24 protein-coding genes are annotated in these 25,135 nt (G+C 41.4%); 3 read left to right on the top strand and 21 right to left on the bottom strand.

Annotation, left to right across the window (positions count from 1 at the left end):
* Window position 1: 1 nt before the first annotated feature.
* From cyoE to ACJZU6_RS02285, 4 genes are read right to left on the bottom strand one after another with little or no spacing between them, the layout of a single operon-like run.
* The gene (gene cyoE / locus ACJZU6_RS02300) at window positions 2-925 is read right to left on the bottom strand and encodes a heme o synthase (RefSeq protein WP_408900587.1); all 924 of its coding nucleotides are present in this window, start codon (window positions 923-925) and stop codon (window positions 2-4) included.
* A complete protein-coding gene (locus ACJZU6_RS02295) occupies window positions 918-1,973 on the bottom strand; it encodes a heme A synthase (protein WP_080159221.1) in 1,056 nt (351 codons plus the stop codon). The genes cyoE and ACJZU6_RS02295 overlap by 8 nt, the downstream gene beginning before the upstream one ends.
* Window positions 1,974-2,002: 29 nt before the next feature.
* Window positions 2,003-2,536 (bottom strand): cytochrome oxidase, encoded by a 534-nt coding sequence (locus tag ACJZU6_RS02290; protein WP_327769888.1) that lies wholly within the window; start codon window positions 2,534-2,536, stop codon window positions 2,003-2,005.
* The gene (locus ACJZU6_RS02285) at window positions 2,533-3,216 is read right to left on the bottom strand and encodes an SURF1 family protein (protein WP_235865985.1); all 684 of its coding nucleotides are present in this window, start codon (window positions 3,214-3,216) and stop codon (window positions 2,533-2,535) included. The genes ACJZU6_RS02290 and ACJZU6_RS02285 overlap by 4 nt, the downstream gene beginning before the upstream one ends.
* A 69-nt stretch (window positions 3,217-3,285) precedes the next feature.
* Here ACJZU6_RS02285 and ACJZU6_RS02280 point away from each other — a divergent pair, with 69 nt between their 5' ends.
* The gene (locus ACJZU6_RS02280; protein WP_408900586.1) at window positions 3,286-3,498 is read left to right on the top strand and encodes a DUF2909 family protein; all 213 of its coding nucleotides are present in this window, start codon (window positions 3,286-3,288) and stop codon (window positions 3,496-3,498) included.
* 37 nt (window positions 3,499-3,535) lie between these two features.
* On the opposite strand, the gene ACJZU6_RS02275 is transcribed toward ACJZU6_RS02280, so the two are convergent.
* The 5 genes from ACJZU6_RS02275 to lexA form a co-directional block, all read right to left on the bottom strand.
* Entirely contained in the window at window positions 3,536-4,438 is a 903-nt protein-coding gene (locus ACJZU6_RS02275) for a cytochrome c oxidase subunit 3 (protein ID WP_408900585.1), read from the bottom strand.
* The gene (locus ACJZU6_RS02270; RefSeq protein ID WP_080159225.1) at window positions 4,422-5,000 is read right to left on the bottom strand and encodes a cytochrome c oxidase assembly protein; all 579 of its coding nucleotides are present in this window, start codon (window positions 4,998-5,000) and stop codon (window positions 4,422-4,424) included. The genes ACJZU6_RS02275 and ACJZU6_RS02270 overlap by 17 nt, the downstream gene beginning before the upstream one ends.
* Window positions 5,001-5,011: 11 nt before the next feature.
* Complete coding sequence (gene ctaD / locus ACJZU6_RS02265) at window positions 5,012-6,601, bottom strand: cytochrome c oxidase subunit I (protein WP_080159226.1); 1,590 nt, start codon at window positions 6,599-6,601, stop codon at window positions 5,012-5,014.
* An 18-nt stretch (window positions 6,602-6,619) separates the two neighbouring features.
* Window positions 6,620-7,756 carry a cytochrome c oxidase subunit II gene (coxB, locus tag ACJZU6_RS02260; RefSeq protein ID WP_408900907.1) on the bottom strand — a complete coding sequence of 379 codons (1,137 nt, stop codon included), beginning with the start codon at window positions 7,754-7,756 and terminating at the stop codon, window positions 6,620-6,622.
* Window positions 7,757-8,035: 279 nt separating this feature from the next.
* Complete coding sequence (gene lexA / locus ACJZU6_RS02255) at window positions 8,036-8,656, bottom strand: transcriptional repressor LexA (protein ID WP_080159228.1); 621 nt, start codon at window positions 8,654-8,656, stop codon at window positions 8,036-8,038.
* Window positions 8,657-9,006: 350 nt separating this feature from the next.
* On the opposite strand from lexA, the gene plsB reads away from it, so the two are divergent.
* The gene (plsB, locus tag ACJZU6_RS02250; RefSeq protein WP_408900584.1) at window positions 9,007-11,445 is read left to right on the top strand and encodes a glycerol-3-phosphate 1-O-acyltransferase PlsB; all 2,439 of its coding nucleotides are present in this window, start codon (window positions 9,007-9,009) and stop codon (window positions 11,443-11,445) included.
* A 67-nt stretch (window positions 11,446-11,512) separates the two neighbouring features.
* On the opposite strand, the gene ubiA is transcribed toward plsB, so the two are convergent.
* Both ubiA and ACJZU6_RS02240 read right to left on the bottom strand, forming a co-directional pair.
* Window positions 11,513-12,376: a 4-hydroxybenzoate octaprenyltransferase gene (gene ubiA / locus ACJZU6_RS02245; RefSeq protein ID WP_080159230.1), complete on the bottom strand. Its 864-nt coding sequence runs from the start codon at window positions 12,374-12,376 to the stop codon at window positions 11,513-11,515.
* On the bottom strand, window positions 12,370-12,912 hold the full coding sequence (locus ACJZU6_RS02240) for a chorismate lyase (protein ID WP_080159231.1): 543 nt from the start codon (window positions 12,910-12,912) through the stop codon (window positions 12,370-12,372). Before ACJZU6_RS02240 ends, ubiA begins: the two co-directional genes overlap by 7 nt.
* Window positions 12,913-13,081: 169 nt before the next feature.
* Here ACJZU6_RS02240 and ACJZU6_RS02235 point away from each other — a divergent pair, with 169 nt between their 5' ends.
* On the top strand, window positions 13,082-13,504 hold the full coding sequence (locus ACJZU6_RS02235) for a flagellar basal body-associated FliL family protein (protein WP_408900583.1): 423 nt from the start codon (window positions 13,082-13,084) through the stop codon (window positions 13,502-13,504).
* A 59-nt stretch (window positions 13,505-13,563) separates the two neighbouring features.
* Here ACJZU6_RS02235 and glpD read toward each other — a convergent pair whose 3' ends face one another.
* The 10 genes from glpD to ftsY form a co-directional block, all read right to left on the bottom strand.
* The gene (glpD, locus tag ACJZU6_RS02230) at window positions 13,564-15,099 is read right to left on the bottom strand and encodes a glycerol-3-phosphate dehydrogenase (protein ID WP_080159233.1); all 1,536 of its coding nucleotides are present in this window, start codon (window positions 15,097-15,099) and stop codon (window positions 13,564-13,566) included.
* 231 nt (window positions 15,100-15,330) lie between these two features.
* The gene (locus ACJZU6_RS02225; protein ID WP_080159234.1) at window positions 15,331-16,092 is read right to left on the bottom strand and encodes a DeoR/GlpR family transcriptional regulator; all 762 of its coding nucleotides are present in this window, start codon (window positions 16,090-16,092) and stop codon (window positions 15,331-15,333) included.
* 120 nt (window positions 16,093-16,212) lie between these two features.
* Window positions 16,213-17,583: a glycerol-3-phosphate transporter gene (gene glpT / locus ACJZU6_RS02220; protein ID WP_080159235.1), complete on the bottom strand. Its 1,371-nt coding sequence runs from the start codon at window positions 17,581-17,583 to the stop codon at window positions 16,213-16,215.
* Between the two features lie 361 nt (window positions 17,584-17,944).
* Window positions 17,945-18,784: a rhomboid family intramembrane serine protease GlpG gene (gene glpG, locus ACJZU6_RS02215; RefSeq protein ID WP_080159236.1), complete on the bottom strand. Its 840-nt coding sequence runs from the start codon at window positions 18,782-18,784 to the stop codon at window positions 17,945-17,947.
* Between the two features lie 111 nt (window positions 18,785-18,895).
* The gene (glpE, locus tag ACJZU6_RS02210) at window positions 18,896-19,216 is read right to left on the bottom strand and encodes a thiosulfate sulfurtransferase GlpE (protein ID WP_080159237.1); all 321 of its coding nucleotides are present in this window, start codon (window positions 19,214-19,216) and stop codon (window positions 18,896-18,898) included.
* 729 nt (window positions 19,217-19,945) lie between these two features.
* A complete protein-coding gene (locus ACJZU6_RS02205; RefSeq protein WP_408900906.1) occupies window positions 19,946-20,962 on the bottom strand; it encodes an IS110 family transposase in 1,017 nt (338 codons plus the stop codon).
* Between the two features lie 113 nt (window positions 20,963-21,075).
* Window positions 21,076-21,936, bottom strand: a complete 861-nt coding sequence (gene rpoH / locus ACJZU6_RS02200; protein WP_080159238.1) for an RNA polymerase sigma factor RpoH — start codon at window positions 21,934-21,936, stop codon at window positions 21,076-21,078.
* Between the two features lie 178 nt (window positions 21,937-22,114).
* A complete protein-coding gene (gene ftsX / locus ACJZU6_RS02195; protein WP_408900582.1) occupies window positions 22,115-23,047 on the bottom strand; it encodes a permease-like cell division protein FtsX in 933 nt (310 codons plus the stop codon).
* Window positions 23,037-23,705, bottom strand: a complete 669-nt coding sequence (gene ftsE, locus ACJZU6_RS02190; protein WP_080159240.1) for a cell division ATP-binding protein FtsE — start codon at window positions 23,703-23,705, stop codon at window positions 23,037-23,039. Before ftsE ends, ftsX begins: the two co-directional genes overlap by 11 nt.
* A 4-nt stretch (window positions 23,706-23,709) precedes the next feature.
* Entirely contained in the window at window positions 23,710-25,116 is a 1,407-nt protein-coding gene (gene ftsY, locus ACJZU6_RS02185; protein WP_394166995.1) for a signal recognition particle-docking protein FtsY, read from the bottom strand.
* Between the last annotated feature and the right edge of the window lie 19 nt (window positions 25,117-25,135).

Raw genomic sequence — 25,135 nt, 5'->3', positions numbered from 1 at the left:
ACTAGTATTTTACTCCCCAGTTTAACCACCAATGATCAACCAATAACACTACAAACAATGTTAATAAATGCCAGATTGAATACTTAAATGTCGCCCAAGCGTGACCAGTACTATCAAAGAATTTAAGTTTAATCGCATACCCAATAAAGCCAAGGTTCAAGACACTACTACCGATAAGATAAACATAGCCACTCATGGCGGTTAACCACGGTAATAATCCAACGGCAAACAATAACAAGGTATAAAACAACACCATGGTTTTTGTGTATGCAATGCCATGTGTCACCGGCAACATTGGAATGCCAGCTTTAGCATAATCATCACGCCGATGGATCGCCAATGCCCAAAAATGGGGCGGCGTCCACGCAAACACTAACATTACTAATAATAACGCGTGGGGATTCAAACTTCCCGTCACGGCAGTCCAACCCAGTAATGGTGGTGCCGCTCCGGCTAAACCGCCAATCACAATATTTTGCGGAGTTGCATGCTTTAACCACACAGTATAAATCACCGCATAACCAACTAAACTTGCCATCGTCAGCCATGCGGTTAAGGGGTTAAGCTGCCACAATATAATAAACCCCGAGACCATTAATACACATGCAAACAACACCGCTTTTGAGGTTGCTATGCGTCCTTTAGCTAATGGACGATGATAAGTACGTGCCATTTGAGCATCAAAGCGACGATCAAGCACATGATTAAACACAGCAGCGGCGGCTGATTGCAAACCGATCCCTGCTAACCCTAATATCACCACCTCTATCGTTGGCACCGTAGGTACAGCAAGACACATACCGACTAAGGCTGTTAACAATAACATTGCCACTACTTTAGGCTTAGTCATGGAGAGATAATCACGCCAGATTGCCGTTGGTGCTGATAATGTATTACCACGCTCAAGCCATTGTAATTTATCCATGAGATTGATCCTCCCTTAACGGTTGTTCTATGCAGAGTGATGATTGCGAACAACGCCTTACTCGATAGTTAACCGTTACCATCGCCACTAATAACCCCAACCCAGTAATGTTATGTGCGACCGCAACAGCAATAGGCAAACTGGCAACAACATTGGTCACGCCTAATGCAATTTGTAGTGTCAGCAACAACACCAAAACCAAACTATTACTTCGTAATGCGGGCTGTAACCAACATAACCACGCCATCGCTAATACCACCACAGTTGTTACTATCGCACCAAGGCGATGTACCACATGAATGGAAACTCGCTGTCCGTAATCAAGCACCCCATATTGATAACTATCATGCTGTGGCTGTATTAATAAAAAAGCTTTACTATCAAATAACTGCTGCCAATTAGCTTCACAAATAGGTAATTGACTACACACTAAGGCTGCATAGTTAGCGGCGGTCCAGCCCCCTAACGCTATTTGGCAAACGACCACCACTACACTGAATATTGCTACTATTCGCAGCCTAGAGACTGTTTTTAATTCAATATGAACCATATTAACGAGAGGTGAAGATAGCTGTAACCGTAATAACCACAGTAAGCAAACAATGGTAAAGCCCCCTAATAAGTGTGCCATTACCACCACAGGCATAAGCACTAAAGTCACCGTCCACATACCTAATACGGCTTGAAAGATAACCATTAATAGCAACAACACTGGCAATAATTTAGGTCGGGATGATTGTCGCCATGCCATAAGATTGATAGCTAAAATAAACACACCTAAACTACCTGCGATATAGCGATGTAGCATTTCATTCCAAGCTTTTTGAGGTTCAAGTGGTGTTTGAGGGAAATAGTCAGCGGCCGTTTGCTGTTCAGCAACCGTTTGAGGTACAGTTAAAAAACCGTAGCAACCAGGCCAATCAGGACAACCAAGACCTGCTTCCGTTAAGCGAGTAAACGCACCTAATGCCACCACGGCTAGTGATAAAACAAAACTAAAACTAACGAGATAAAAGAAGTATCGATCATTATTGTTGGTGGTAATCATTTGTTATCCTCCATAATAACCGCAATGACTTAGCCAATTTTTGAGACTTTTAGCAGCCTTTTTAAGTCACGTAATACATCTTTACCCTGCTTTAAGATAGCCACTTCGCCGGCAACTAAGGGATATGCCATTAACAGATTACCGTGCGGATCAGCAATATAAATCGAGGTTAAACCATATTCTAATTGGGCTAATTGCTGCCGTAATGCGGCATTCACTGGGTGCTGTTCTAATCCCTGTAATAAGGCATGAGATGACGGTTGTTGATCAGCAACAAGAACCACACTTTGTAGCCGCCCATTATCAGCGCCAGCGGCTTGCGGCACTTGACGTAAATTAAATAATGCCCCTTGGCAGCGTTCGTCACAGGCAGATGGTAACCAATAAATCAGTTGCCATGTTTGTGGTTTTGAAAATGCAGTTATCGTCATTGTTGGGTGTAGCAGCTGGCCTCGATTCATCACCCCACCTTGATACCATTGCTGCTGTAATATCACTTTTGCAATAATAATCGGTAGTGCAAACACTAAGGCAATCACTAATAATAATTGATATTTTTTCATTCTTCGCGCTCCCTGCGTAACCATAATAAAGAAATAACACCGACAGCAATCGCGAGTAGAAACCACTGTATCGCATAACCATAATGTTTCTTAGGCCCCATCACGACAGGTTGCCATGTTTGAATAAGAGCGGTTGGACTTGAAGCTGATATTTGAATAACCCAGGGTAATAACGGCTGTTGCAATCGTTGAGAAAGCCATTCTAATTCAATATTTTGCACACGTAGTGGCCATTGCTGTTGAGTAGAGTCAGGTTTAAATTGCAACAGTTTCTGAGCCGGAGCAATCACGCCATGAATCACTGTACGCCCTTTAAATTGAGGCAATATCGGTAATATTTCACGGTATGGTGGTGCAGCAATCCAACCAACATTAACTAATATTCGTTGTTGTTGACTGATAAATGGTAAATAGAGGTGATACCCCGAACGACCACGATAAAGTTGGTTATCCAACAAAATAGGATGTTGATTATCAAATTCACCTTCCAGTGTCACGCTGTGCCATAACGGCTCAGCAGGTAGCTGAACTAAATCAACAATCATGCTGTGTTGGCGATCTCGAATTTGTGATTGCAGCTGTTTTTTTTCATCGGCACGACTCAATTGCCACCAGCTAAGTTTGAGTAGCAAACTTACCACTGCAATAGAAAAAACAATAAAAGCGACAGTTCGCAACATTACCTCTCCTTATTATCGCTAACCGTTAAAACCCGCTATGCTTAAAACAACCACAAAGGAGCACATTAAATGCTGATTAAATTGTTATTTATCATATTATTACTATTGATGGTAATGTGCTTATTTCGTGCATTACCAGCCATCATTAAAGGCCAATCATCACGTCCGTTATCGCATTACCTTGGGCGTCGATTACTGATTGCAGTGATATTATTTGGACTGGTAGTTATCGCTTTAATGACCGGAGTTATTCAACCAAACCCAAGCCCATACACGCTATAACTTATTATCCTGTAATCATTTATTTAATCAGTCGCGGTTATAAAATATAAACAAACACAAACAAGCATAACCACACCACATCAACAAAATGCCAATACCAAGCTCCAGCCTGAAAAGCGAAATGATGATTAGGGGTAAAATGGCCTTTTAATACTCGACACCACACTATAAATAATAAGATGGCACCTAAAGTGACATGCACACCATGAAAGCCAGTGAGCATAAAGAAAGTATTGCCGTAGACACCACTTTCTAAACGTAGATTTAACTCATGATAAGCATGGATATATTCCACCGCTTGTAGATAAACAAACACGCCACCAAGTAGTACTGTGACTAATAAAAACAGACTTAATCGACGCCGTTGATTATTTTCTAATGCAAGATGAGCAACATGGAGGGTTATTGATGAGGTAAGCAGAATAATCGTATTATACAACGGTAATCCAATCGGCCCCATAGCTTGCGTTTCAGTACCATCTGGCGTTAACACTAACGGCCAATCGGCAATAAAATCAGGCCACAACACCATATTGGTCATTGCATTATTACTGGCGCCGCCAAGCCATGGCACAGCAATCATTCGTAGATAAAATAACGCCCCAAAAAACGCACCAAAAAACATCACTTCAGAAAAAATAAACCAACTCATGCCTTGTCGAAACGAGCGATCCATTTGAGTACTATATAAGCCTCCCATCGATTCCGTAATAACATCTCGAAACCAGCCAATCAACATCAGCAAAAGCAGTCCAACCCCAGTTAATAAAATCCAGGGGCCTTGTCCTGCTAATAAATCCCCCACAGTTGCGCCTGCACCTAAAGCAATTAAAAATAATGCTACAGCGCCTAAAATAGGCCACCCACTCGCTTCAGGAACATAATATTCATCAGGATTTACTACCGCTGGCTGCTCGGAGTCATTATAAGAATTCGACATTTTTCACCTCATTCTCTTGCTCAGTCAATTGAGGAAGGGGTTGCACGTCAGGGGTCACGTCATAAAGCGTATAGGCTAATGTCAGCACCGTAATATCGCGCGGTAAATCAGGATCGACATAGAACACCAACGGTAATTGCGCTTGTTCACCCGCAGCTAGTGGCTGATGGTTAAAACAGAAACATTCAATTTTATTAAAATATTTCGCCGCAATGCCGGGAGTTACCGAGGGTACAGCTTGTCCAATTGACGGCTGTGAATTGAGATTTTTAGCATCATATTTAATGATTTTTGTTTCCCCTGGGTGAACATCAACTTGCGTCACTTGTGGTGTAAATTGCCACTTCACATTTGGATTAATATAAGCAACAAACTCAACCGTCACGGTTCGACTACGATCAACATTGTCGCTAACCTTGGTTGGTGTGGTTGCTGTTTTGCCATTAATTCCTGTGATATCGCAAAAGACGTCATATAACGGCACTAACGCAAACGCAAATCCAAACATGGCTATTGCTGCAAACACCAATGCAATAACAGAGCGTTTCGATTGCGATTCCATATCAGCCTCCGTTAATCAATTTTAGGTGGCGTTGAAAAGGTGTGATACGGCGCCGGAGAAGGAACGGTCCATTCCAACCCTTCAGCACCTTCCCACGGTTTTGATGCTGCTTTTTCTCCTCCGCGAATACACTTCACCACCACTGCAACAAATAACAGCTGCGATAAGCCAAATAAAAACCCACCAATACTGACCACCGCATTGATATCAGCAAACTGCAATGCATAGTCAGGGATTCGCCGAGGCATTCCCGCTAATCCCAGAAAATGCATTGGGAAAAATAAAATATTGACTGAAATTAATGAGCACCAAAAATGCCATTGAGCTAGGCGTTCATTGAACATATGCCCGGTCCATTTAGGGAGCCAGTAATACGCTGCTGCCATAATCGAAAAAATAGCCCCAGACACCAATACATAATGAAAGTGAGCCACCACAAAATAGGTATCATGGTATTGAAAATCAGCCGGCGTAATAGCTAACATCAATCCCGAAAAGCCACCAATGGTAAACAACACAATAAACGCAATCGCAAATAGCATCGGCACTTCAAAGGTCAATGAGCCGCGCCACATAGTGGCTACCCAGTTAAACACTTTCACCCCCGTCGGCACAGAGATCAGCATGGTGCAGTACATAAAAAACAGCTCTGCCGCAACAGGCATACCAGTGGTAAACATATGGTGTGCCCACACCAGAAAACTCAGTCCAGCAATCGAAGCGGTTGCATACACCATGGAGCTATAACCAAAGAGTTTTTTACGCGAAAATGCAGGGATAATGGCCGAAATAATACCGAAACTCGGCAAAATCATAATATAAACTTCAGGGTGACCAAAAAACCAAAAGATGTGTTGAAACATCACCGGATCGCCACCACCCGCGGCATCAAAAAAACTGGTACCAAAATATTTATCGGTTAATACCATGGTTACCGCACCCGCTAACACCGGCATTACCGCTATCAATAAAAAAGCGGTGATTAACCATGTCCACACAAACAACGGCATTTTCATGTAAGTCATGCCCGGAGCGCGCATATTGATAATGGTGACCACCACATTAATCGCCCCCATGATCGAACTGATACCCATAATATGAATCGCAAACACAAACAATCCAGTACTCGCAGGGCTATAGGTGGTTGATAACGGTGCATAAAATGTCCAGCCAAAATTCGGGCCGCCGCCTTCCATAAATAATGATGCCAACAACAAACTAAAGGCAAACGGTAGGATCCAAAAACTCCAATTATTCATCCGTGGCAATGCCATATCTGGCGCACCAATCATTAATGGAATCATCCAATTAGCTAAACCAGTAAAGGCTGGCATCACCGCACCAAATACCATAATCAAACCATGAACGGTGGTCATTTGATTAAAAAAGTTAGGCTCAACTAATTGTAATCCGGGCTGAAATAACTCAGCACGAATAACCATCGCCATCGCTCCGCCAATAAAAAACATCGACAAACTAAACAGCAAATACAACGAACCAATGTCTTTATGGTTAGTGGTAAAGATCCACCGTTTAATTCCCTTTGGCGGATGATGTTCATGGTGATCAACGCTAGGTTGGTGAGGCGATATATCCGTCATGCTGGTCATTCCTTATCACTACAGTCCATTTTTAATTGCTTGAACATCGGCGGCTTGCACGGTTTCTCCGGTATTATTTCCCCAAGCATTACGTTCATAGGTAATCACGGCCGCTAATTCTTTAAGGCTTAATTGCGGGCCAAAAGCTTGCATCGCCGTCCCCGTACTGCCATGCACCACAATTTTGATATGTTCAATACGCTGCTGCGGATCAATCGATACCCCTTCAGCCGCTAATGCAGGAAAAGCCCCCGGAATCCCTTCACCATTGGCTTGATGACACATCGCACAACGGTTGTTGTAGGTTTTTTCACCCAAAACCATTAATTCATCCATCGGCATGGTCATATCTAATAACCGCTGCTCTTGCTCACGTGCTTGACGTTGACTCGCTTGGGTTTGTTGCAGCCATTGGTCGTACTCTGGTTGTGTTTTTGCAATCACCACAATTGGCATAAAACCATGATCTTTACCACACAACTCCGCACACTGACCTCGATAAATGCCCGGCTCGTCAATGCGTGTCCATGCTTCATTAATAAACCCCGGATTAGCATCTTTTTTAACGGCAAACGCAGGTACCCACCAAGAATGGATAACATCTTGTGACGTCACTAAAAAACGGATTTTTTTGTTAATCGGTACCACTAATGGATAGTCAACTTCTAACAGATAATTGGCTCTTTTCGGGCGTTGGTTATCAATTTGAGCAGCACTGGTCGCGAGGTGAGAATAAAACTCAACGTCTTGATCAAAATAGCGGTAATGCCATTTCCATTGTGAGCCTGTCACTTGAATAGTGAGATCAGATTTAGAGGGGTCTTCCATTGCAAGTAAGGTTTTCGTAGCGGGAATAGCCATCGCAATTAAGATGATAAAGGGGATCAGCGTCCAAATAATTTCAACTTTGGTACTTTCATGAAAAGCGGCCGCAACAGCACCTTTTGATTTTCGATGGTGAAAAATAGACCAAAACATGGCCCCAAATACCACCACACCGATAGCAATACAGATATAAAGAATCGTCATATGTAAACCAAACACATCTTGGCTTATTGCGGTAACACCCCGCGTCATATTAAATTGCATTGTTTCACTCATTGATGGAGATGAAAATACAATTAATCCACTACTACCGATCAGTTTACGCACCATCGTCCTGACCTCCTTTGTCGGCGACATTCCACCTTCCACAGCACATGCAGCGACACTTTTATTCACCCGCAGCAAAGCTAAAATAACATTCCTCTATGTTTAACTTAGGCACTAAACAGCAATAGCGCAAAAAAACGCTACAAATAATTACTAACAAACTAGTAGATAAGCTAATGATATTCTAAGAAAAATAATCTTAAATAATTTTACGAAGCAAAAAAAAGCGCAGCTTATGCGCTACGCTATTTGGTGTTGACTCAATCTGTCGTTAGTGGATAGTTACATCCAATCAGCGTTACGGATCACGCCAACAGCAATACCTTCAATGGTTAAGTTTTGATGCTCTAAATCAACCTTAATCGGCGAAAATTCTTCATTTTCAGCATGAAGTAATACTTTTGAGCCCTGCTTATCCAGTCGTTTAACCGTCACTTCATCATCCACACGAGCAACAACAACTTGGCCATTATGTACATCTTGCGTTTTATGTACCGCCAGTAAATCACCGTCCATAATGCCGATGTTTTTCATGCTCATACCATTCACACGCAATAAGAAATCGGCGCGAGGTTTAAACAAGCTTGGATCAACCTCATAATGCGCTTCAACATGCTCTTGCGCTAAAATAGGTTCACCTGCAGCCACACGGCCAATTAAAGGTAATCCTTTTTCATCGGCAACATCATCCGCAATTAATAAGCGGATTCCACGTGATGCGCCAGGAATAATTTCTAATACACCTTTACGGGCTAAGGCTTTTAAATGTTCTTCTGCTGCATTAGCAGAACGGAAACCAAGTTCACGTGCAATTTCGGCACGTGTTGGTGGCATTCCACAGTCATCAATCTTTGCTTTGATTAAATCAAAGACTTGTTGTTGTCGCGGCGTTAACGGCTTCATGAGTCACCTGTCTTTTTATACAGTTGCTGTGAGTATATCCAGTGTTCAAAGACAATAAAAGCCAATTGTTTACGAAAACAGCAATTTGAGTAGGAATTCAAAGCCATTCAGTCACTTGGATTGAAAAAATATAATGCTATTATTTGTGGCAATAATTCTAACAGAATCAATCATCTTTACTTAACTGGTCATGCCAGATCGATTTTTAATCCAAAAGTAGTCATAAAAATAAACCATGACTTAGTTAAAAAAGTGGTATTTTAACGTTTATTTACCGCATATCTCCTGCATGAAAGCTGTATTTTTCTGCTATTGTGCGGCGCATTAAGATTCAGAGGCTAATTATATCTATGTCAAGCGGGCAGAAAATCTATCAACAATTATTAAAATTGCCACTTTCTTTGTTGGTAAAACCTCATTCGATTCCATCCGATCCAGTTGCTGACCTAGAACTCGATTTAGCACGCCCAATCGTCTATATATTGCCGTATCGGTCTAATACTGATCTATTAACTCTACGTAGCAGTGCACTTGCATCAGGCTTACCGGACCCATTATCGCTATTAGAAATTAATGACCAATCATTTCCACGCTTTGTTTGTGTTGCTGAAAACCCAAGTGTATTTGGTAATAAAACTGGTTTACCACAAGATTCAATTACACTTTTTAGTGAGCTATTGGAATTACATAAACAAGACAGTGAATTAAATATTCAATTAATTCCAGCGTCTATTTTATGGGGTCGTGCTCCAGGTAAAGAATCAAAAAATAAACCTATTTTACGTCCCCTTAATGGTCCTAAAAAAATCTGGGCAATTGTCGGTCATGGTCGTGACTGTGTTGTCCGTCTAAGTACACCGGTATCTCTTCGCTATATGGCAGATAACCACGGTACTGATGATGCGATTGCACAAAAATTAGCGCGCGTGGCAAAAATTCACTTTTCGCGTCAATTACTCGCAACATCAGGCCCTCGATTGCCAGATCGAAAACAACTCTTCAAACGTTTATTAGCATCAAAAGCGATTGATAAAGTAGTACAAGAAGAAGCATTAAGCCGTCAAGTACCTGTTGAAAAAGTGCGTCGTGAAGCGATTGCGATGATGGAAGAAATTGCGGCTGATTTTTCTTACCCATTAATTAAAAATGGTGAACGTTTCTTAGGTTGGCTGTGGAATAAGCTTTACCAAGGGCTTAACATCACCAATGCGCAGCGTATTCGTCGCTTAGCACAAGATGGCCATGAAATTGTTTATGTTCCTTGCCACCGTAGCCATATGGATTACTTGTTACTGTCTTATGTGCTGTACCAAGAGGGCTTAGTGCCACCGCATATTGCCGCAGGTATAAACCTTAACTTCTTCCCTGCGGGCCCAATTTTCCGTCGAGGTGGTGCATTCTTTATTCGCCGTAGTTTTAAAGGAGATCGCCTTTATTCGACGGTTTTCCGCGAATATTTAGCGCAATTATTTGCTAAAGGTTACTCAGTTGAGTATTTCAGTGAAGGCGGCCGTTCTCGTACAGGGCGTTTACTTCCCGCGAAAACAGGCATGTTATCAATGACCATCCAAGCGATGTTACGCGGCTTAAATCGCCCTGTGACCTTGGTACCGGTTTATATTGGTTACGAGCACGTAATGGAAGTTGGTACGTATGCCAAAGAACTACAAGGTAAACGCAAAGAAAAAGAAAATGTCGGCCAAGTGCTGCGAACGCTACGTAAATTACGTAATTTTGGTAAAGGCTACGTTAACTTTGGTGAGCCGTTATCACTCAATCAATATTTAAACGATAACGTGCCAGAGTGGCATCAAGACATCAATCCAATAGAACCACAGCGTCCAACCTGGCTCTCTCCAGTAGTAAATGACTTAGCGGTTAAGATGATGACCCATATTAATGATGCAGCCGCCACTAACGCCCTAACATTATGTGCGCTAGCACTGTTGTCATCTCGCCAACGAGCATTAAGCCGTAGTTCATTAGAGCAGCAAATTGAATGTTATCTTGAACTGCTACGTAATGCACCGTACTCAAGTCATTGCACTACGCCAAAAGATAATGCCACTCAATTGGTTGATCATGCGATTACCATGGATAAATTCTTGGTTGAGCGTGACGTACTCGGTGAAATTATCTCACTGGATCGTGAGCAATCAATCTTAATGACTTACTATCGCAACAACATTATTCACTTGTTTGCGCTACCGTCACTAATTGCTCATATGGTGATACAACAACAATGCTTAACCCGAGCTGAAATCCATCAAAAAGTTGAATTATTGTATCCGTTCTTAAAAGCTGAATTGTTCTTACGTTTTGATGCAGAGCAATTAACGCTAGAAATTGATCGTCTAATCGCAGAGCTTGTTCGCCAGCGATTATTACTACTTAATGGTGACAGCATTGCGATTAATAATGCTCGAATTGGGCCATTACAACTGCTAGCTCGTACCATTACTGAAACCTTACAACGTTACGCCATTGCACTGACGCTACTCAACGCTGATCCGCAATTACCAAAAACCGATTTAGAACAACAGAGCCAAGTGCTTGCTCAGCGTTTAAGTCGCTTACATGGTATTAATGCTCCTGAGTTTTTCGATAAAGGCGTATTTAGTACATTAGTCAAAACGTTACGTAATGAAGGCTACCTTAATGATGAGTGTCATGCTGTGACACAACCGGTAGAGAAACTGGCAGATTTATTGACGTCATTAGTTTCACCTGAAGTGAAATTAACCATTCAAGCTGTGATGCAGCCAGATGAAGAACCAACCAACGACTAACGGTTCGCCATAAAAAAAGCGCCTAACGGCGCTTTTTTTATGCTCCAAGATCATGGCTATTGATCGCTTATTGCCATAATACACTCAGGCTAATACCGATAAATATCACCATTCCGACGTAATTATTATTTAAAAATGCTTTAAAACATTGTTCACGTTGGCGGCCTTGAATCAGCATTTGTTGATAAACAAACAAAGCTGAAGCTAATAACAATGCCCAATAATAACCTTGATTTAATTGTAAAATACCACCGATAGCAATCAATAACATGATCGTTGCTAACTGTAATAAGCCCACAATTAATTTATCAAACCGACCAAAAAGAATCGCGGTGGATTTAATTCCAACCTTGAGGTCATCATCACGATCAACCATCGCATACAGCGTATCGTAAGCAATGGTCCATAAAATATTGGCTGCAAATAATAACCATGCCACGGCAGGTAACGCACCCGATTGAGCAGCGTATGCCATCGGAATTGACCACCCAAATGCCGCCCCTAATACCAATTGTGGTAAATGAGTATAACGCTTCATAAATGGATAAGCCGCAGCCAGTATTACAGCGACTACCGACAACATAATGGTAAGGTTATTCATGGTGAGTACTAATAAAAACGACACTAACACCAATAAAATAAATAACCCTAACGCTTCACGTTCAGAGACTTTCCCTGATGGCATTGGACGATTAGCGGTACGCTTTACATGGCCATCAACATTGCGATCTGCAAAATCATTGATCACGCAACCCGCGGCGCGCATAAACACCACCCCCAGTACAAACACCACTAATACATCTAATTTAGGAAAACCATCCCCAGCTAAAAATAACGCCCACAAGGTTGGCCATAACAACAATAAACTGCCAATTGGGCGATCAAAACGGGCTAACTGCCAAAAAGCTCTGGCCTTGGTTATTTCTAACATCCTTTTTCCTTAGCATATACTGGCGATTCGGTTAAGAATAGCTCCGCCACCAGCATTGGCTTTTCATTGATCCATAATCGCGAACGTCGTGCCCATCGAGGCTGCTGTTGAGTGCCAAGATTGGCGACTTCCAAAGCGTCACGGCGTGAATTTCTATCATTAAAAACACGATAACCTAACGGTATATTGCCTAAATCGACAAGGTCTTGCTCTGCACCACTTAAGGTTGTCATTGGGATCAACGTTCGCGCAAATACCCATGGTTGTTGATCACCATAAAGCATCACTTCTCGTTCTAAACAATCACTGTCACCGACAAGCTGCCGTTCCATTACTGACAGATGGCTGTTGCTGATCATTGTCTGCGCTAACACCGTCACTGTAAAATGTTGACAATATTGTGCCAATCGACGTGACAATGATGCCGATTCTAGCAACCAGGCTCCATGTGATGTTTGTTCTAATGCCCATGATTGCACCGAGTACCATTTAGCACTTTGAATCAGGGGACTGTACAACTGCTTGAATTCCGACATTTTTTATACTACAAAATTAACAAACACGTGATCAAAACACTTGGTAGAAAGCGGTTAATTTATTACCATATTGATCTGCTATTGTAGCAAGAGGTAACGACTTCGAATATCGTTAACGCTAGTAGATTACACCTTGTTGCGTCTAAATGTCCCTAACTGCATGAGTATCATGATGAAAAAAACTGTTTTTGTAGTAAGTTTCTTGATGGCGATAACATTCCTTTCGCCAATCACTTATGCAAAACAGCCCGCAACTGAGTTGACTCAGTCAGGTATTACTTATTACACCTTAACACCTGATATCATAACTAATTATGTTATTAATGGTACTCGTCTCGGGTATATTCGACTCCAAGTTGACTTAATGCTCACCGACAATAATCAACGGGCTAACATTGAACACCATGCGCCACTGATTCGCGATAGCATTATCAGCATTATTAACCAACAACCGGAACAACAAATAAAATCCTTAGCTGGACGTGAAAAAATTCGTCAGTTAAGTAAACAAAAAATTAACCAATTATTAGTTGTTGAAACGGGTCAGACCGCGGTCAATGAACTGTTGTTTACTAAGTACTTATACCAATAATTACCCATAAAAAAAGCGCCCAAAGGCGCTTTTTTTATAGCCGTTTTCTATAATAATGGCTATGCGGCGGCGATCACTGCTTGTGGTTGGTGCTCAGTAATATAATCACCAATCAATTGTTGTTGTAATGGCGTTAAATACAAACCTAATTTACTTCGACGCCATAGCGCATCAGTTGCGGTTTGTACAAACTCATACGCCATTAAATAATCCAGCTCACACTGATAAACCCCTTCACCGAAATGTTGTCCCATTTCAGCTTCAGTGGTGATTCCAGCAAATAACGTCTCTGCTCGAATACCATAATTATGTGCGATGCGCTGACAAGTAAACGTCGTTAACCATGGGTACTGTTGCTGCAACTGTGCGGCTAATTTATCACCATCAAAATTAGCACTGCCCCCTGGCAAATAACTGTCTTTAGTCCAAGATGGGCCCATTTGAGAATAAAATGGCGCTAACTTAGCTAACGCTGATTCTGCCAATTTTCGATAAGTAGTGAGCTTACCACCAAAAACCGACAGTAAAGGCGCTTCATCTGCTTGCTGCTCTAACTCTAAGGTATAATCACGTGTCACCGCTTGTGGGGAATCGGATTCATCATCACACAATGGTCGAACGCCACTCCAACTCCATACCACATCTTCTCGCTGGCATTGGTGCACAAAATGGTTGTTATACACCTTAAGTAAATAATCAATTTCTTGATCATCAATAGCGACATCACGTGGATCACCATGGTATTCAACATCGGTGGTACCTATCACCGAGAAGCGATCCAAGTATGGAATCACAAACACAATCCGGTTATCTTCATTTTGAAGAATATACGCTTGTGGTTGATCATGCACTCGTGGCACCACAATATGGGAGCCTTTAATTAACCGAATATTACGTGGCGAAATCAAATCAGTGCTGTGATCATAAAACGATTTCACCCAAGGTCCGGTCGCATTCACCAACCCATGCGCATAACGTTGAAAAACCTCACCCGACAACTGATCTTTAATGGTGACACGCCACAAATCCCCTTCTCGAACGGCTTGTTCTACTCGACAGCGATTGCGTACTTCAGCGCCTTTTTGGTCAGCTTCCATCGCATTTAAAATCACCAGTCGCGCATCATCAACCCAGCAATCAGAGTATTCAAAACCTTGTTTAATCGAGGGTACTAATACTGATTCAGCACCAAATGATAACCCTTTACTGGCAGGAAGAGTGGTGCGTTTTCCTAGGTGATCATATAAGAATAATCCAGCACGAATCATCCATGCGGGACGTAAATGCGGTTGATGTGGCAGTCGAAAACGCATGGGTTTGGCAATATGGGGCGCTTTTTTAAGTAGCACTTCCCGCTCAGCTAAGGCTTCTGCTACTAATCGAAATTCATAATGCTCAAGGTAACGTAAGCCACCATGAATTAACTTAGAGCTTGCTGATGAGGTCGCAGAAGCAAAATCATCTGCTTCATAAAGACCGACACTCAACCCGCGACCTGCGGCATCAGCAGCAATGCCAGTACCATTAATGCCGCCACCAATCACAATTAAATCTAACGTTTGACTATTTTCGAGGCCGCTTAATGCTACTGTCATAATATTCACACCTATTCAATCAAACATAACAAAACGAACTATAAATGTTCGTTCGAAAGTAATTAATTTGATAATAGCGTATATATTGATCTAATCCAGCCTTAGTTAATATTGTTGTGACATAAGTTTGATCATTAGCGCAAATTTGATGTTTATCGCTATTTGGGCAAAAAAAACGGGCTTCTTTAATAGAAGCCCGTTAGTGCAGTCTTTATTTATCGCGGTAAGCGTTTACACCACCACTTCAAAATGGATCTCATTTTCCTGCAACCGTTCAACAAGGCTGACAGGAGGAAGTTGGTCAGTAAACAGCATATTAACTTGGCTAATATCGCCTAAATTCACCATCGCATTACGACCAAATTTAGTATGATCAACACCTAACATCACACAGCGACTATTTTCAATGATCGCTTGCTTAACGCGAACTTCATGGTAATCAAAATCTAATAATGAACCATCAAGATCAATACCACTGATACCTAGAATGCCAAAATCTAACCGAAATTGTGACACAAAATCGAGAGTTGCTTCACCGACAATACCACCATCACGATTACGTACCTCACCGCCGGCTAAAATAACGCGAAAGTCTTCCTTCGCCATCAATAAACTGGCGACATTCAAGTTATTGGTGACAATCCGTAAATCCTTATGATTCATTAACGCGCGAGCCACTGCTTCTGGAGTGGTACCAATATCAATGAATAAGGTTGCGCCATCTGGAATATGACTCACCAATGCTTGAGCAATACGATCTTTTTGCTCTAATTGTAATACCTGACGGGTGGTATAAGCAGTATTCACTGAACTGGAAGGAACCGTTGCACCACCATGATGACGGCGAATTTTATTTTCATCAGCCAATTCATTAAGATCACGACGAATAGTTTGTGGGCTTACATTAAAACGTGCCACAAGATCATCCGTACTGACGTATCCCTGACTCATAACTAAATCAATAATTTCTTGATGACGTTTACTTTGCTTCACGGCTGAGAAAGCTCCTATCTATACCTGCCATATTCAGCAATGAAAGGTAATAAAAACAAGGCTTCGCCAATGCGAAGCCTTTTTATATTACCTACAGCTCAACTAAGAAGCCAAATTTAATCACCCATTTTGCTGTTGTAACTCAAGTTGTTGCTGTTTATAGGCCTTCTTTTCACCAATCATAGTGATAATAAAGAAGAAAATAGCAAGCACACACGAGGCCGTTAGAACAATAAAGCCACCATCCCAACCAAAATGATCAACGGTATAACCAAGCAATGCGTTTGCAGCAACCGCCCCCCCTAAATAACCAAATAGCCCGGTTAATCCAGCGGCGGTTCCTGCGGCCTTTTTAGGTGCCAGTTCTAACGCATACAAACCAATTAACATTACCGGGCCATAAATAAGGAAACCAATCGCAACCAATGCCATCATATCGACACTTGGATTACCCGGAGGATTCAACCAGTAGACCAATACCGCAACGGTCACTAGGGCCATAAATAAAATTCCGGCAGGCGCACGACGACCTTTAAACAGCTTATCAGATATCCAACCACATAATAATGTGCCCGGGATCCCTGCCCACTCATAAAGGAAATAGGCCCATGATGATTTATCTACGGTAAAACCTTTAGCTTCGCCTAAATACACGGGAGCCCAATCTAAAACACCATAGCGAATCAAATAAACAAACGCGTTCGCAATCGCAATGAACCACAATAATTTATTATTAAAGATATATTTAAAGAAAATTTCTTTCGCCGTCATCTCTTGTTCAAACGACTTATCATAACTTTCAGGATAATCATCTTTGTATTCTTCAATCGGTGGTAAACCACAAGATTGCGGAGTGTCACGCATCACTAAGATGGTAAACCCAGCCACCAGCAGCGCAAAGAAAGCCGGAACATAGAAAGCAGAACGCCAATCATCATTAAACGCCCATAAACCAAATATAAATAATGGACCAATTAAACCGCCACCAACGTTATGGGCCACATTCCATACCGAAACCAATCCACCTCTTTCTTTATGTGACCACCAGTGAACCATGGTTCGCCCACACGCTGGCCATCCCATCCCTTGAAACCAGCCATTTAAAAATAACAGCACAAACATCGCTGTAATGCTGCCTGTCGCCCATGGCATAAAACCAAAGCACAGCATCACTATTGATGACAATATCAATCCTGAGGCTAAAAAGAAGCGAGGATTGGATCGATCCGATACATTCCCCATTAAAAATTTAGATAAGCCATAAGCAATTGATACTGCCGCTAACGCAACCCCTAATTCACCGCGACTATAGCCATATTCTTCAATCAAATAGGGCATTGCTAGCGAAAAGTTTTTACGCACTAAATAGTAACCGGCATAACCAAAAAAAATACCAACAAACAATTGCCACCGTAACCGCTTATAGACCGGATCAATACTGCCATCAGGCAAGCGCTGTTTATGCGCTACGGGGGTAAATAAACCAAACATAGATGTTCCTTTCTGTTATCTCACTACTGTAGGGCAGCGTGTGCCGTTGACGTATATCAATACGTTGCTGGCATCTTATGGGGATTGTTTTTGGATTTAACACTACAAACAATCGTTTTATTTTCGATATCGATCAAAACAACACGAATTATTGCGCGAATGGTTGATTAAAAATGTGAAAACAGTCAAAGACAGACAGATAAATATGAATAGATATGAAAATAACGCGGGTTTATATCAACATTGGACTCACTATCAAATAATCAACAGCTTTAGTTAATATCAATATAATAATCACTACCACAGTGATATTAGTAGGCTTAACATCACCGTGGTAGTTGCAGGGGAAACAAGCACAAAGCTAGTGTTTAGAACGCAGTAATTTAGCATCCACGAAAGCAATCGCACAGCCAGTTAATAGTCCCATTAGATGAGCCATATTGGCAATTGCAATCCCAGCCGGTTCAGCAAAACCAATAACAAGCCACACCAACATAAACACCACGTAAGAGCGAGCAATCACTAACCCACGCTGTGGTGCAAGCCAACCCATCCACCAGATATAACCTAATAAGGCATAAACGACTCCAGATAAGCCACCAAAATTAGGTCCATCCAACCAGAATTGACCAAAACCTGAAATCAATGATGAGATCAAAAATAACTGGACGAGTTTTGCAGAACCACTATGGCGTTCAATCTGCCCACCTAAAAGCCACCACCACAAACAGTTAAAAATCACATGCAGCGCTGAGAAATGGAGCAAGGCATGACTAAAATAACGCCACAGCTGCCATTGATCGCCATTCATAAATGGGAAATGGAACCAATTAAATAACAGTGATTCAAACCCTAATAACCACAATCCGTAAATAACCAGTGATGCCACCATCACCAACAAGGTAAATGGACCCGCTTGCGCTTTGACCATCGACACTAAACTAGGGCTGGAATAATCAAATTTTGCAGTACGGCTTTCTGCAACTTGCCATGATGCTTCTTGATATTTACTATCATTGGGATTAGCAATAAATGCCTTTAATTCAGCTTCGGCTTCTATCAGATATTGGCTATCAGATAACCATAGTGCGAACTTCCCTTCAGGCTCTGGCGCTAAAGTCAGTTCAATACCTCGCGAAGCCATATAATCAATAAATGCTTGCGCATGACGAGGGTTATAAAATTCAGCTAAGCGATGCATAGTTATCACTCTAATGGGTAGGACATAAATAAGTAGTAAAAACGGCAACGTGTAACTTAAATACACGTAACATCTGCCAATTTATTCTTATTTTATCAATGGCAAACTTAACTAAGCTTGTACCATAGGTAAGGCTTCACGACGCCAAGCTTCAAAACCACCATCAATGCTATACACCTGCTCATAACCCTGATTAGCTAAATATTGCGCGGCGCCTTGACTGCTGACACCGTGATAGCACATCACTAACAATGGTTGTTCAAAATCAACTTCATCCATCAATGTTACCATTGTATCGTTAGTAAGGTGAAAGGCTGCTTGAGCATGCGCTAGTGCATAAGACTGGGGATCGCGAATATCAACCAATACGGCTTGTGGTTGTTGTAATAATTGCAGGGCATCTTGTACTGAAATATGTTGAAACTGTTCCATGGGTCTTCCTTTTAAGAGTGACAATATCGTGAATAGCAATGGCTGAAATGCTATTTATGATCACGATCGATGCTATCGAAATGAGATCGACAACACACGATCCTGACAATTGATCTGCTCAAAACGGCAGTTAATGACTATTGTACCTCAGCTTAACTGCGGTATCTCCCACCAAAAAATAAGGTTTTATCCACATAATAACCATCCGTAACAACAATAACAGTTCAATACCAACAAGGGGTTATTGCTGATTATAATTACCAACCGCACACAAAGTAACCACCTGTGGAAAAATCTGTGGATTGCGTTGATAATGTGGTTTGCTATAAAAAGATCCACTATATGTAGATCGGATCCTACTATAAGCTGTGGATAAGTCAGCTAAGCATACACACAACTATTCACAAATGTGACCTATGACACATAAAATCAGGTAGATAACCGCAGCTGATCAAGTCACGATTATCCACCGCCAATTAAGGCGATCAACAGCTACAAAAATGTATGGTCCGCCTCGTTATTGCAAGTGCAAATTTCGATAACGAGGTTGGTTTGCGCTAATGTATTCGGAGTTTAATTGAAGTTAACTTACTTAAACTTCATCTCCACGATAAGCTCCGCGCCAGATAATCCTTAAAAAGCCGAAAGTGTATAATCACTGTTTTTTGTATCAGGTCCTTTATCTGGTGGTTTAACCGTTCTGTTATCTCTCTACACATGCAAATCTGATTAATTTAGTTTTCTAAATGGCAATCCAGTTACCATTACTGACCAAGCGATCCTTGCCAACTTATTAGCTAACGCCACAACTACAACATTAAATGGTTTTCGTTTTAATAATTCTGTTATCCAATCCCCAAAAATAGCTTCAGCTATTTTTGGCCTTGATATCAAAGCTCGTGCTCCATGAATAAATAATGTCCTTAATGACTTATTCCCTCGTTTACTGATACCCAGCAGTGTGGATTTCCCTCCTGTTGAATATTGACGAGGAACTAAGCCTACCCATGCTGCTAAATGTCGTCCATTTTTAAAATCTTTTGGTGATGGTACTTCTGATAAACATGCGCTCGCAATCATCGGTCCAATACCTGGGATAGTTTGTAATAATTCACCCATTTCTGATTCTTTCAAAACTGCTTTTATCTTTTTATCTTGCTCAGCAATCTTTTGATGTAAATATTGATAATGCTCATAAAGAACAGCTAATTCTTGAAGCAAAAGTGGTGGTAAGGTGTGATTTTTATCGGCAAGCCATTGAAATAATTTTCCCATGGCAGCGTGTCCACGAGGAAAATTGATACCAAATTCAAGTAGTAGTGCACCAATGCGACACATCGTTGCTGTTTGTTCTTTAATAAACCCAGAACGGATACGTTGTACTGCAGATAAAATTTGGGATTCTTCAGTTTTGACACTAACAAAACGCATTGAAGGTCTAGCAGAAGCTTCAGCGATAGCATCAGCATCAATGTAGTCATTTTTGTTAGTTTTTACATAGGGTTTAACGTATTGAGGAGGGATTAGTTTGGTGTTATGTCCAAAAGATTGGCACTTTCTTGCTAGCCAGTGAGATCCAGCACAAGATTCCATCGCAACAGTAGTTTTATCAAGTTGAAGCAATATTTTTAATAGTTGAGCACGGTTACATTTTTTGCGATATACCTCACGGCCCGCATAATCGTGCCCAATTAGATGAAATGAAGTTTTGCCTAAATCAATACCAAGTACTTTAATTAACATGATGGTTCGCCTCTCTAGATACTCACAACTAAAGCCTAGCGGCTTTAGAGTGAGGCGGACCATCTAATTAAACCGACACTAAGGTCGGTTTTTATTGCATCGATTAATGACACTTATTAGTAAAAATCACCAACGGCATCTTTAAGCTTCTTCATGGCATTTTTTTCTAGCTGACGAATACGCTCAGCAGAAACGCCATAACTATCAGCTAAATCTTGTAGCGTCGACTTTTGATCGTCAAGCCAGCGCGAACGAACAATGTGCTGACTGCGTTCATCAAGACTGGCTAATGCTTGTGATAAGCGATTATTGGCATGATTTTCCCAATTACTTTCTTCATAACTCAAGGCAACATCTGAGCCTTTATCTTCAAGGAAATAAGCGGGAGCCATCGGCGTTGAGTCACGTTCATCGTCATCATTTTGCATTTCAAACGTCGGATCTTGTGCCGCTAAACGTGATTCCATCTCACGTACTTCAGCCGGCTCTACACCGAGCTGTTCAGCGACCATATTCACTTCATCATTATTAAACCAACCTAAACGCTTCTTTGATTTACGTAAATTAAAAAATAATTTCCGTTGCGCTTTGGTGGTAGCAACTTTAACGATACGCCAATTACGTAGTACATATTCATGGATCTCAGCTTTGATCCAATGTACCGCAAACGACACTAATCGAACGCCGACTTCAGGATTAAAGCGTTTAACCGCCTTCATCAAGCCAATGTTGCCTTCTTGAATTAAATCAGCAATAGGTAAGCCATAGCCAGAATATCCACGCGCAATATGTACTACGAATCGTAAATGGGACATCACTAACGCTTTAGCAGCATTAATATCACCGTCATAGTGTAGAGCTTCAGCAAGCTCCTTCTCACGCTCAGGCGTTAGCATTGGATAACGGTTTACAGTCTGAATATAACTTTCAAGACTATCCGCCGAAACTAGAACTAATTTCGACATCTCATTTGACATTCGAAAACCTCGTGTAATTTTTGTGCGATCACAACGGTTATTGAGCATGTGCTAACGTTGTGTGAACCGACAATGATGCCTGTAAACATAGTTAAAATGCAAGCCGTAGCGCAAATATATATGCTTATAAGCATCATTTTTTCTTATCGTATTGTTTTAAAATCCTTAACAACAGCGCTTATACCGGGTTAATTTCACGTAAATGACGCCCAGCTGCTAAACGAGCAGCCATCAGACCAAGGAAGGTTGCGACCATTATCATGATCACGCTTTCATCCCAACTAAGTCCCAACATTCTAAAATTACTGCCATATAAATTAGATAGCTGTGCAACAGCATCACCTAATAATAAACTCACCCCTTGGGTTAACCCCCATGCAATTAATGCGGCAATCAAGCCATACCACACCCCGACATACAGATAAGGGCGTAGAATATAACTATTGGTTGCACCCACCATTTTCATGACTTGGATTTCATCTTTATGGCTAAGCACCTGTAAACGCAGCGTGTTACCAACAATTAAGAACACTGCAAATAACATTAAGCCTGACATTAATAACGCTAATGCAATCGCTAATTGTTGAATAGCGGCTAAGCGCTGTAGCCAGTCACGATCTAAACGCACTTCTGCAACGTGATTTTGCTGGCCTAATTTTGAAGCTAATTCATTGGCTTTAGCCGTTGTCTGCCAATCACTTTTCGGCTCAACAATCACTACCGCGGGTAAAGGATTATTTTGCTCGTCAAACAAACTGAGGGCTTTATCAAAGCCACCATTTTGGCGGAACTGTTCTAATCCTTGATCGGCAGTAATATATTTAACGCTATTAACTTGTGACCAGTTTTTAATTTTATCAGCCAGAGCCTGACCATCGTCATTAGTCGTATCATGCTGTAAATACAAAGTTATTTGACTTGGGTTTTGCCATGCGTCAGCAACTGCTGTAATATTTTTTGCCATTAAATAAAAAGTACATGGCAAGGTTAATGCGACAGCTAACACCGCAAGGGTTAAAAAATTCCCCAATGGACGGCGAAACATGTCTTTTAATGCAGAGCTTGCTTGTTGGCGATGAATTGCAAAAAAACCAATAGATTTACGCGCCATGTGCAAGCTCCCTTAAATTACCTTTATGTAGATCTAAACGACGATAATCACGGCTAGCAAGCAATGAGGTATCATGCGTTGCCATCAATACGGTGACACCAACGCGATTAAATTCTTCAAATAATCGCAACACTTGTTGTGATAATTCTGCATCCAAGTTACCCGTTGGTTCATCAGCCAACAGTAACATTGGTTTGTTAACAACAGCACGCGCAATACCCACGCGCTGTTGCTCACCACCAGATAATTGGATAGGCAAACATTTCGCCTTATCCAATAATCCAACTTTATCCAACGCTGCGCTCACACGACGTTTGATATCATGTTCATTCATTTGCTCAACCCGTAATGGCAACGCAATATTATCGAAAACACTGCGATCCATTAAAAGCTTATGATCTTGAAAAATAATACCAATATTGCGGCGCAAAAATGGGATTTGCTTATTTGGCAATCGAGTGATGTCGTGACCATTGAACCAGATCTTGCCGTCACTTGGACGCTCAAGGGCACAAATTAACTTCAGCAGGGTACTTTTACCGGCCCCAGAGTGACCCGTTAGAAAAGCCATATCTGCTGGTTTAAGGTGAAAATCTACTTTTTGTAGGGCTTGCCTACCACCACGATAAGCTTTACTTACCTGCTGAAATCGAATCACTTTATCATTCCTCGTTGCTAAATAACGCTTCTATAAACTCATCGGCCGCAAACGGTCGTAAATCATCAATCCCTTCACCAATACCAATATAACGAATCGGAATATTAAATTGATCAGCAATTGCAAAAATAACACCACCTTTAGCAGTACCATCTAATTTAGTAATAGTGATCCCCGATACTGGCGCCACTTCACTAAATAATTTGGCCTGACTAATGGCATTTTGACCTGTACCAGCATCTAATGTCAGCATAATTTCATGCGGTGCTTCGATATCAACCTTCTGCATTACTCGCACAATTTTACGCAACTCTTCCATTAAGTTGCCTTTGTTTTGCAAACGCCCTGCGGTATCAGCAATAACAACATCAATGTTTTTCGCTTTAGCGGATTCAATCGCATCAAAGATCACTGACGCACTATCGGCACCGGTATGTTGAGCAATCACGGGAACATGATTACGCTCACCCCAAACTTGTAACTGCTCAACGGCAGCTGCACGGAAAGTATCACCTGCCGCCAACATTACCGATTTGCCTTCCGCTTGGAATTGCTTGGCTAATTTACCAATGGTGGTCGTTTTACCGACACCATTTACACCAACCATTAAAATAACATACGGCTTTTTAGTCATATCAACCACTAATGGCTGCTCAACCTTTGCCAGCATTTCACCCAACTCATCTTTTAATAAACCGTATAATGCTTCACCATCATGCAATTCACTACGAGACGCTTTATCTGTCAGGTTATTAATGATCTTTAATGTGGTATCCATCCCCACATCAGCAATTAATAATTGCTCTTCTAGTTCTTCAAATAACTCATCATCAATTTGTTTACCACGGAACAAACCAAAGAAACCAGCACCAAAGTTGGTTTTTGTGCGTTTTAAACCACGCATTAAACGGCTAAAAAAGCCTTCTGATTTTGGTTTTTCTTGTTCAACAGCAGTGGTAACCACAGCCACATCAGTATCATCTGTCGTGGTAATGGTCTCACTACCACTTACCTCTTCAGCGGTTTCCTCAACTGATGTTAGTAATAACTCACTATCATCATTAGGTTCATCAGCTAAAGGTTGTTGGGTATTGGCTGCGATTACATTTTCATCATCAATGACACTGTCTGTTACTAAGGTGTCTTTTTGATGATCATTTTCTTGCAACGTTGCAGCCAATTGGCGATCATTCGTTTCAGCTACTAATTCTGATTCGATGGGTGTTTCTAGCTCAAGTTCATGATTATGACTGGCTTTCAACGGCTCATCGTCAGAGGAATGTGTTGATTGTTGGCTATCAACCGAGCCATCAACTACTGATTGATCAGTAGCTTGTTCCTTTGGTGCGTCGTTATCTTCAGAGCTAAATCCTAGCCATGAAAATAATCCGCGTTTCTTTTTTTCTGCCATTGGCAAATCCTAGCGCTTG

It is taken from the genome of Photobacterium piscicola, from assembly GCF_046058925.1.
GTDB lineage: Bacteria > Pseudomonadota > Gammaproteobacteria > Enterobacterales > Vibrionaceae > Photobacterium > Photobacterium piscicola.
This window is presented reverse-complemented; position numbering and strand designations above follow the sequence as displayed.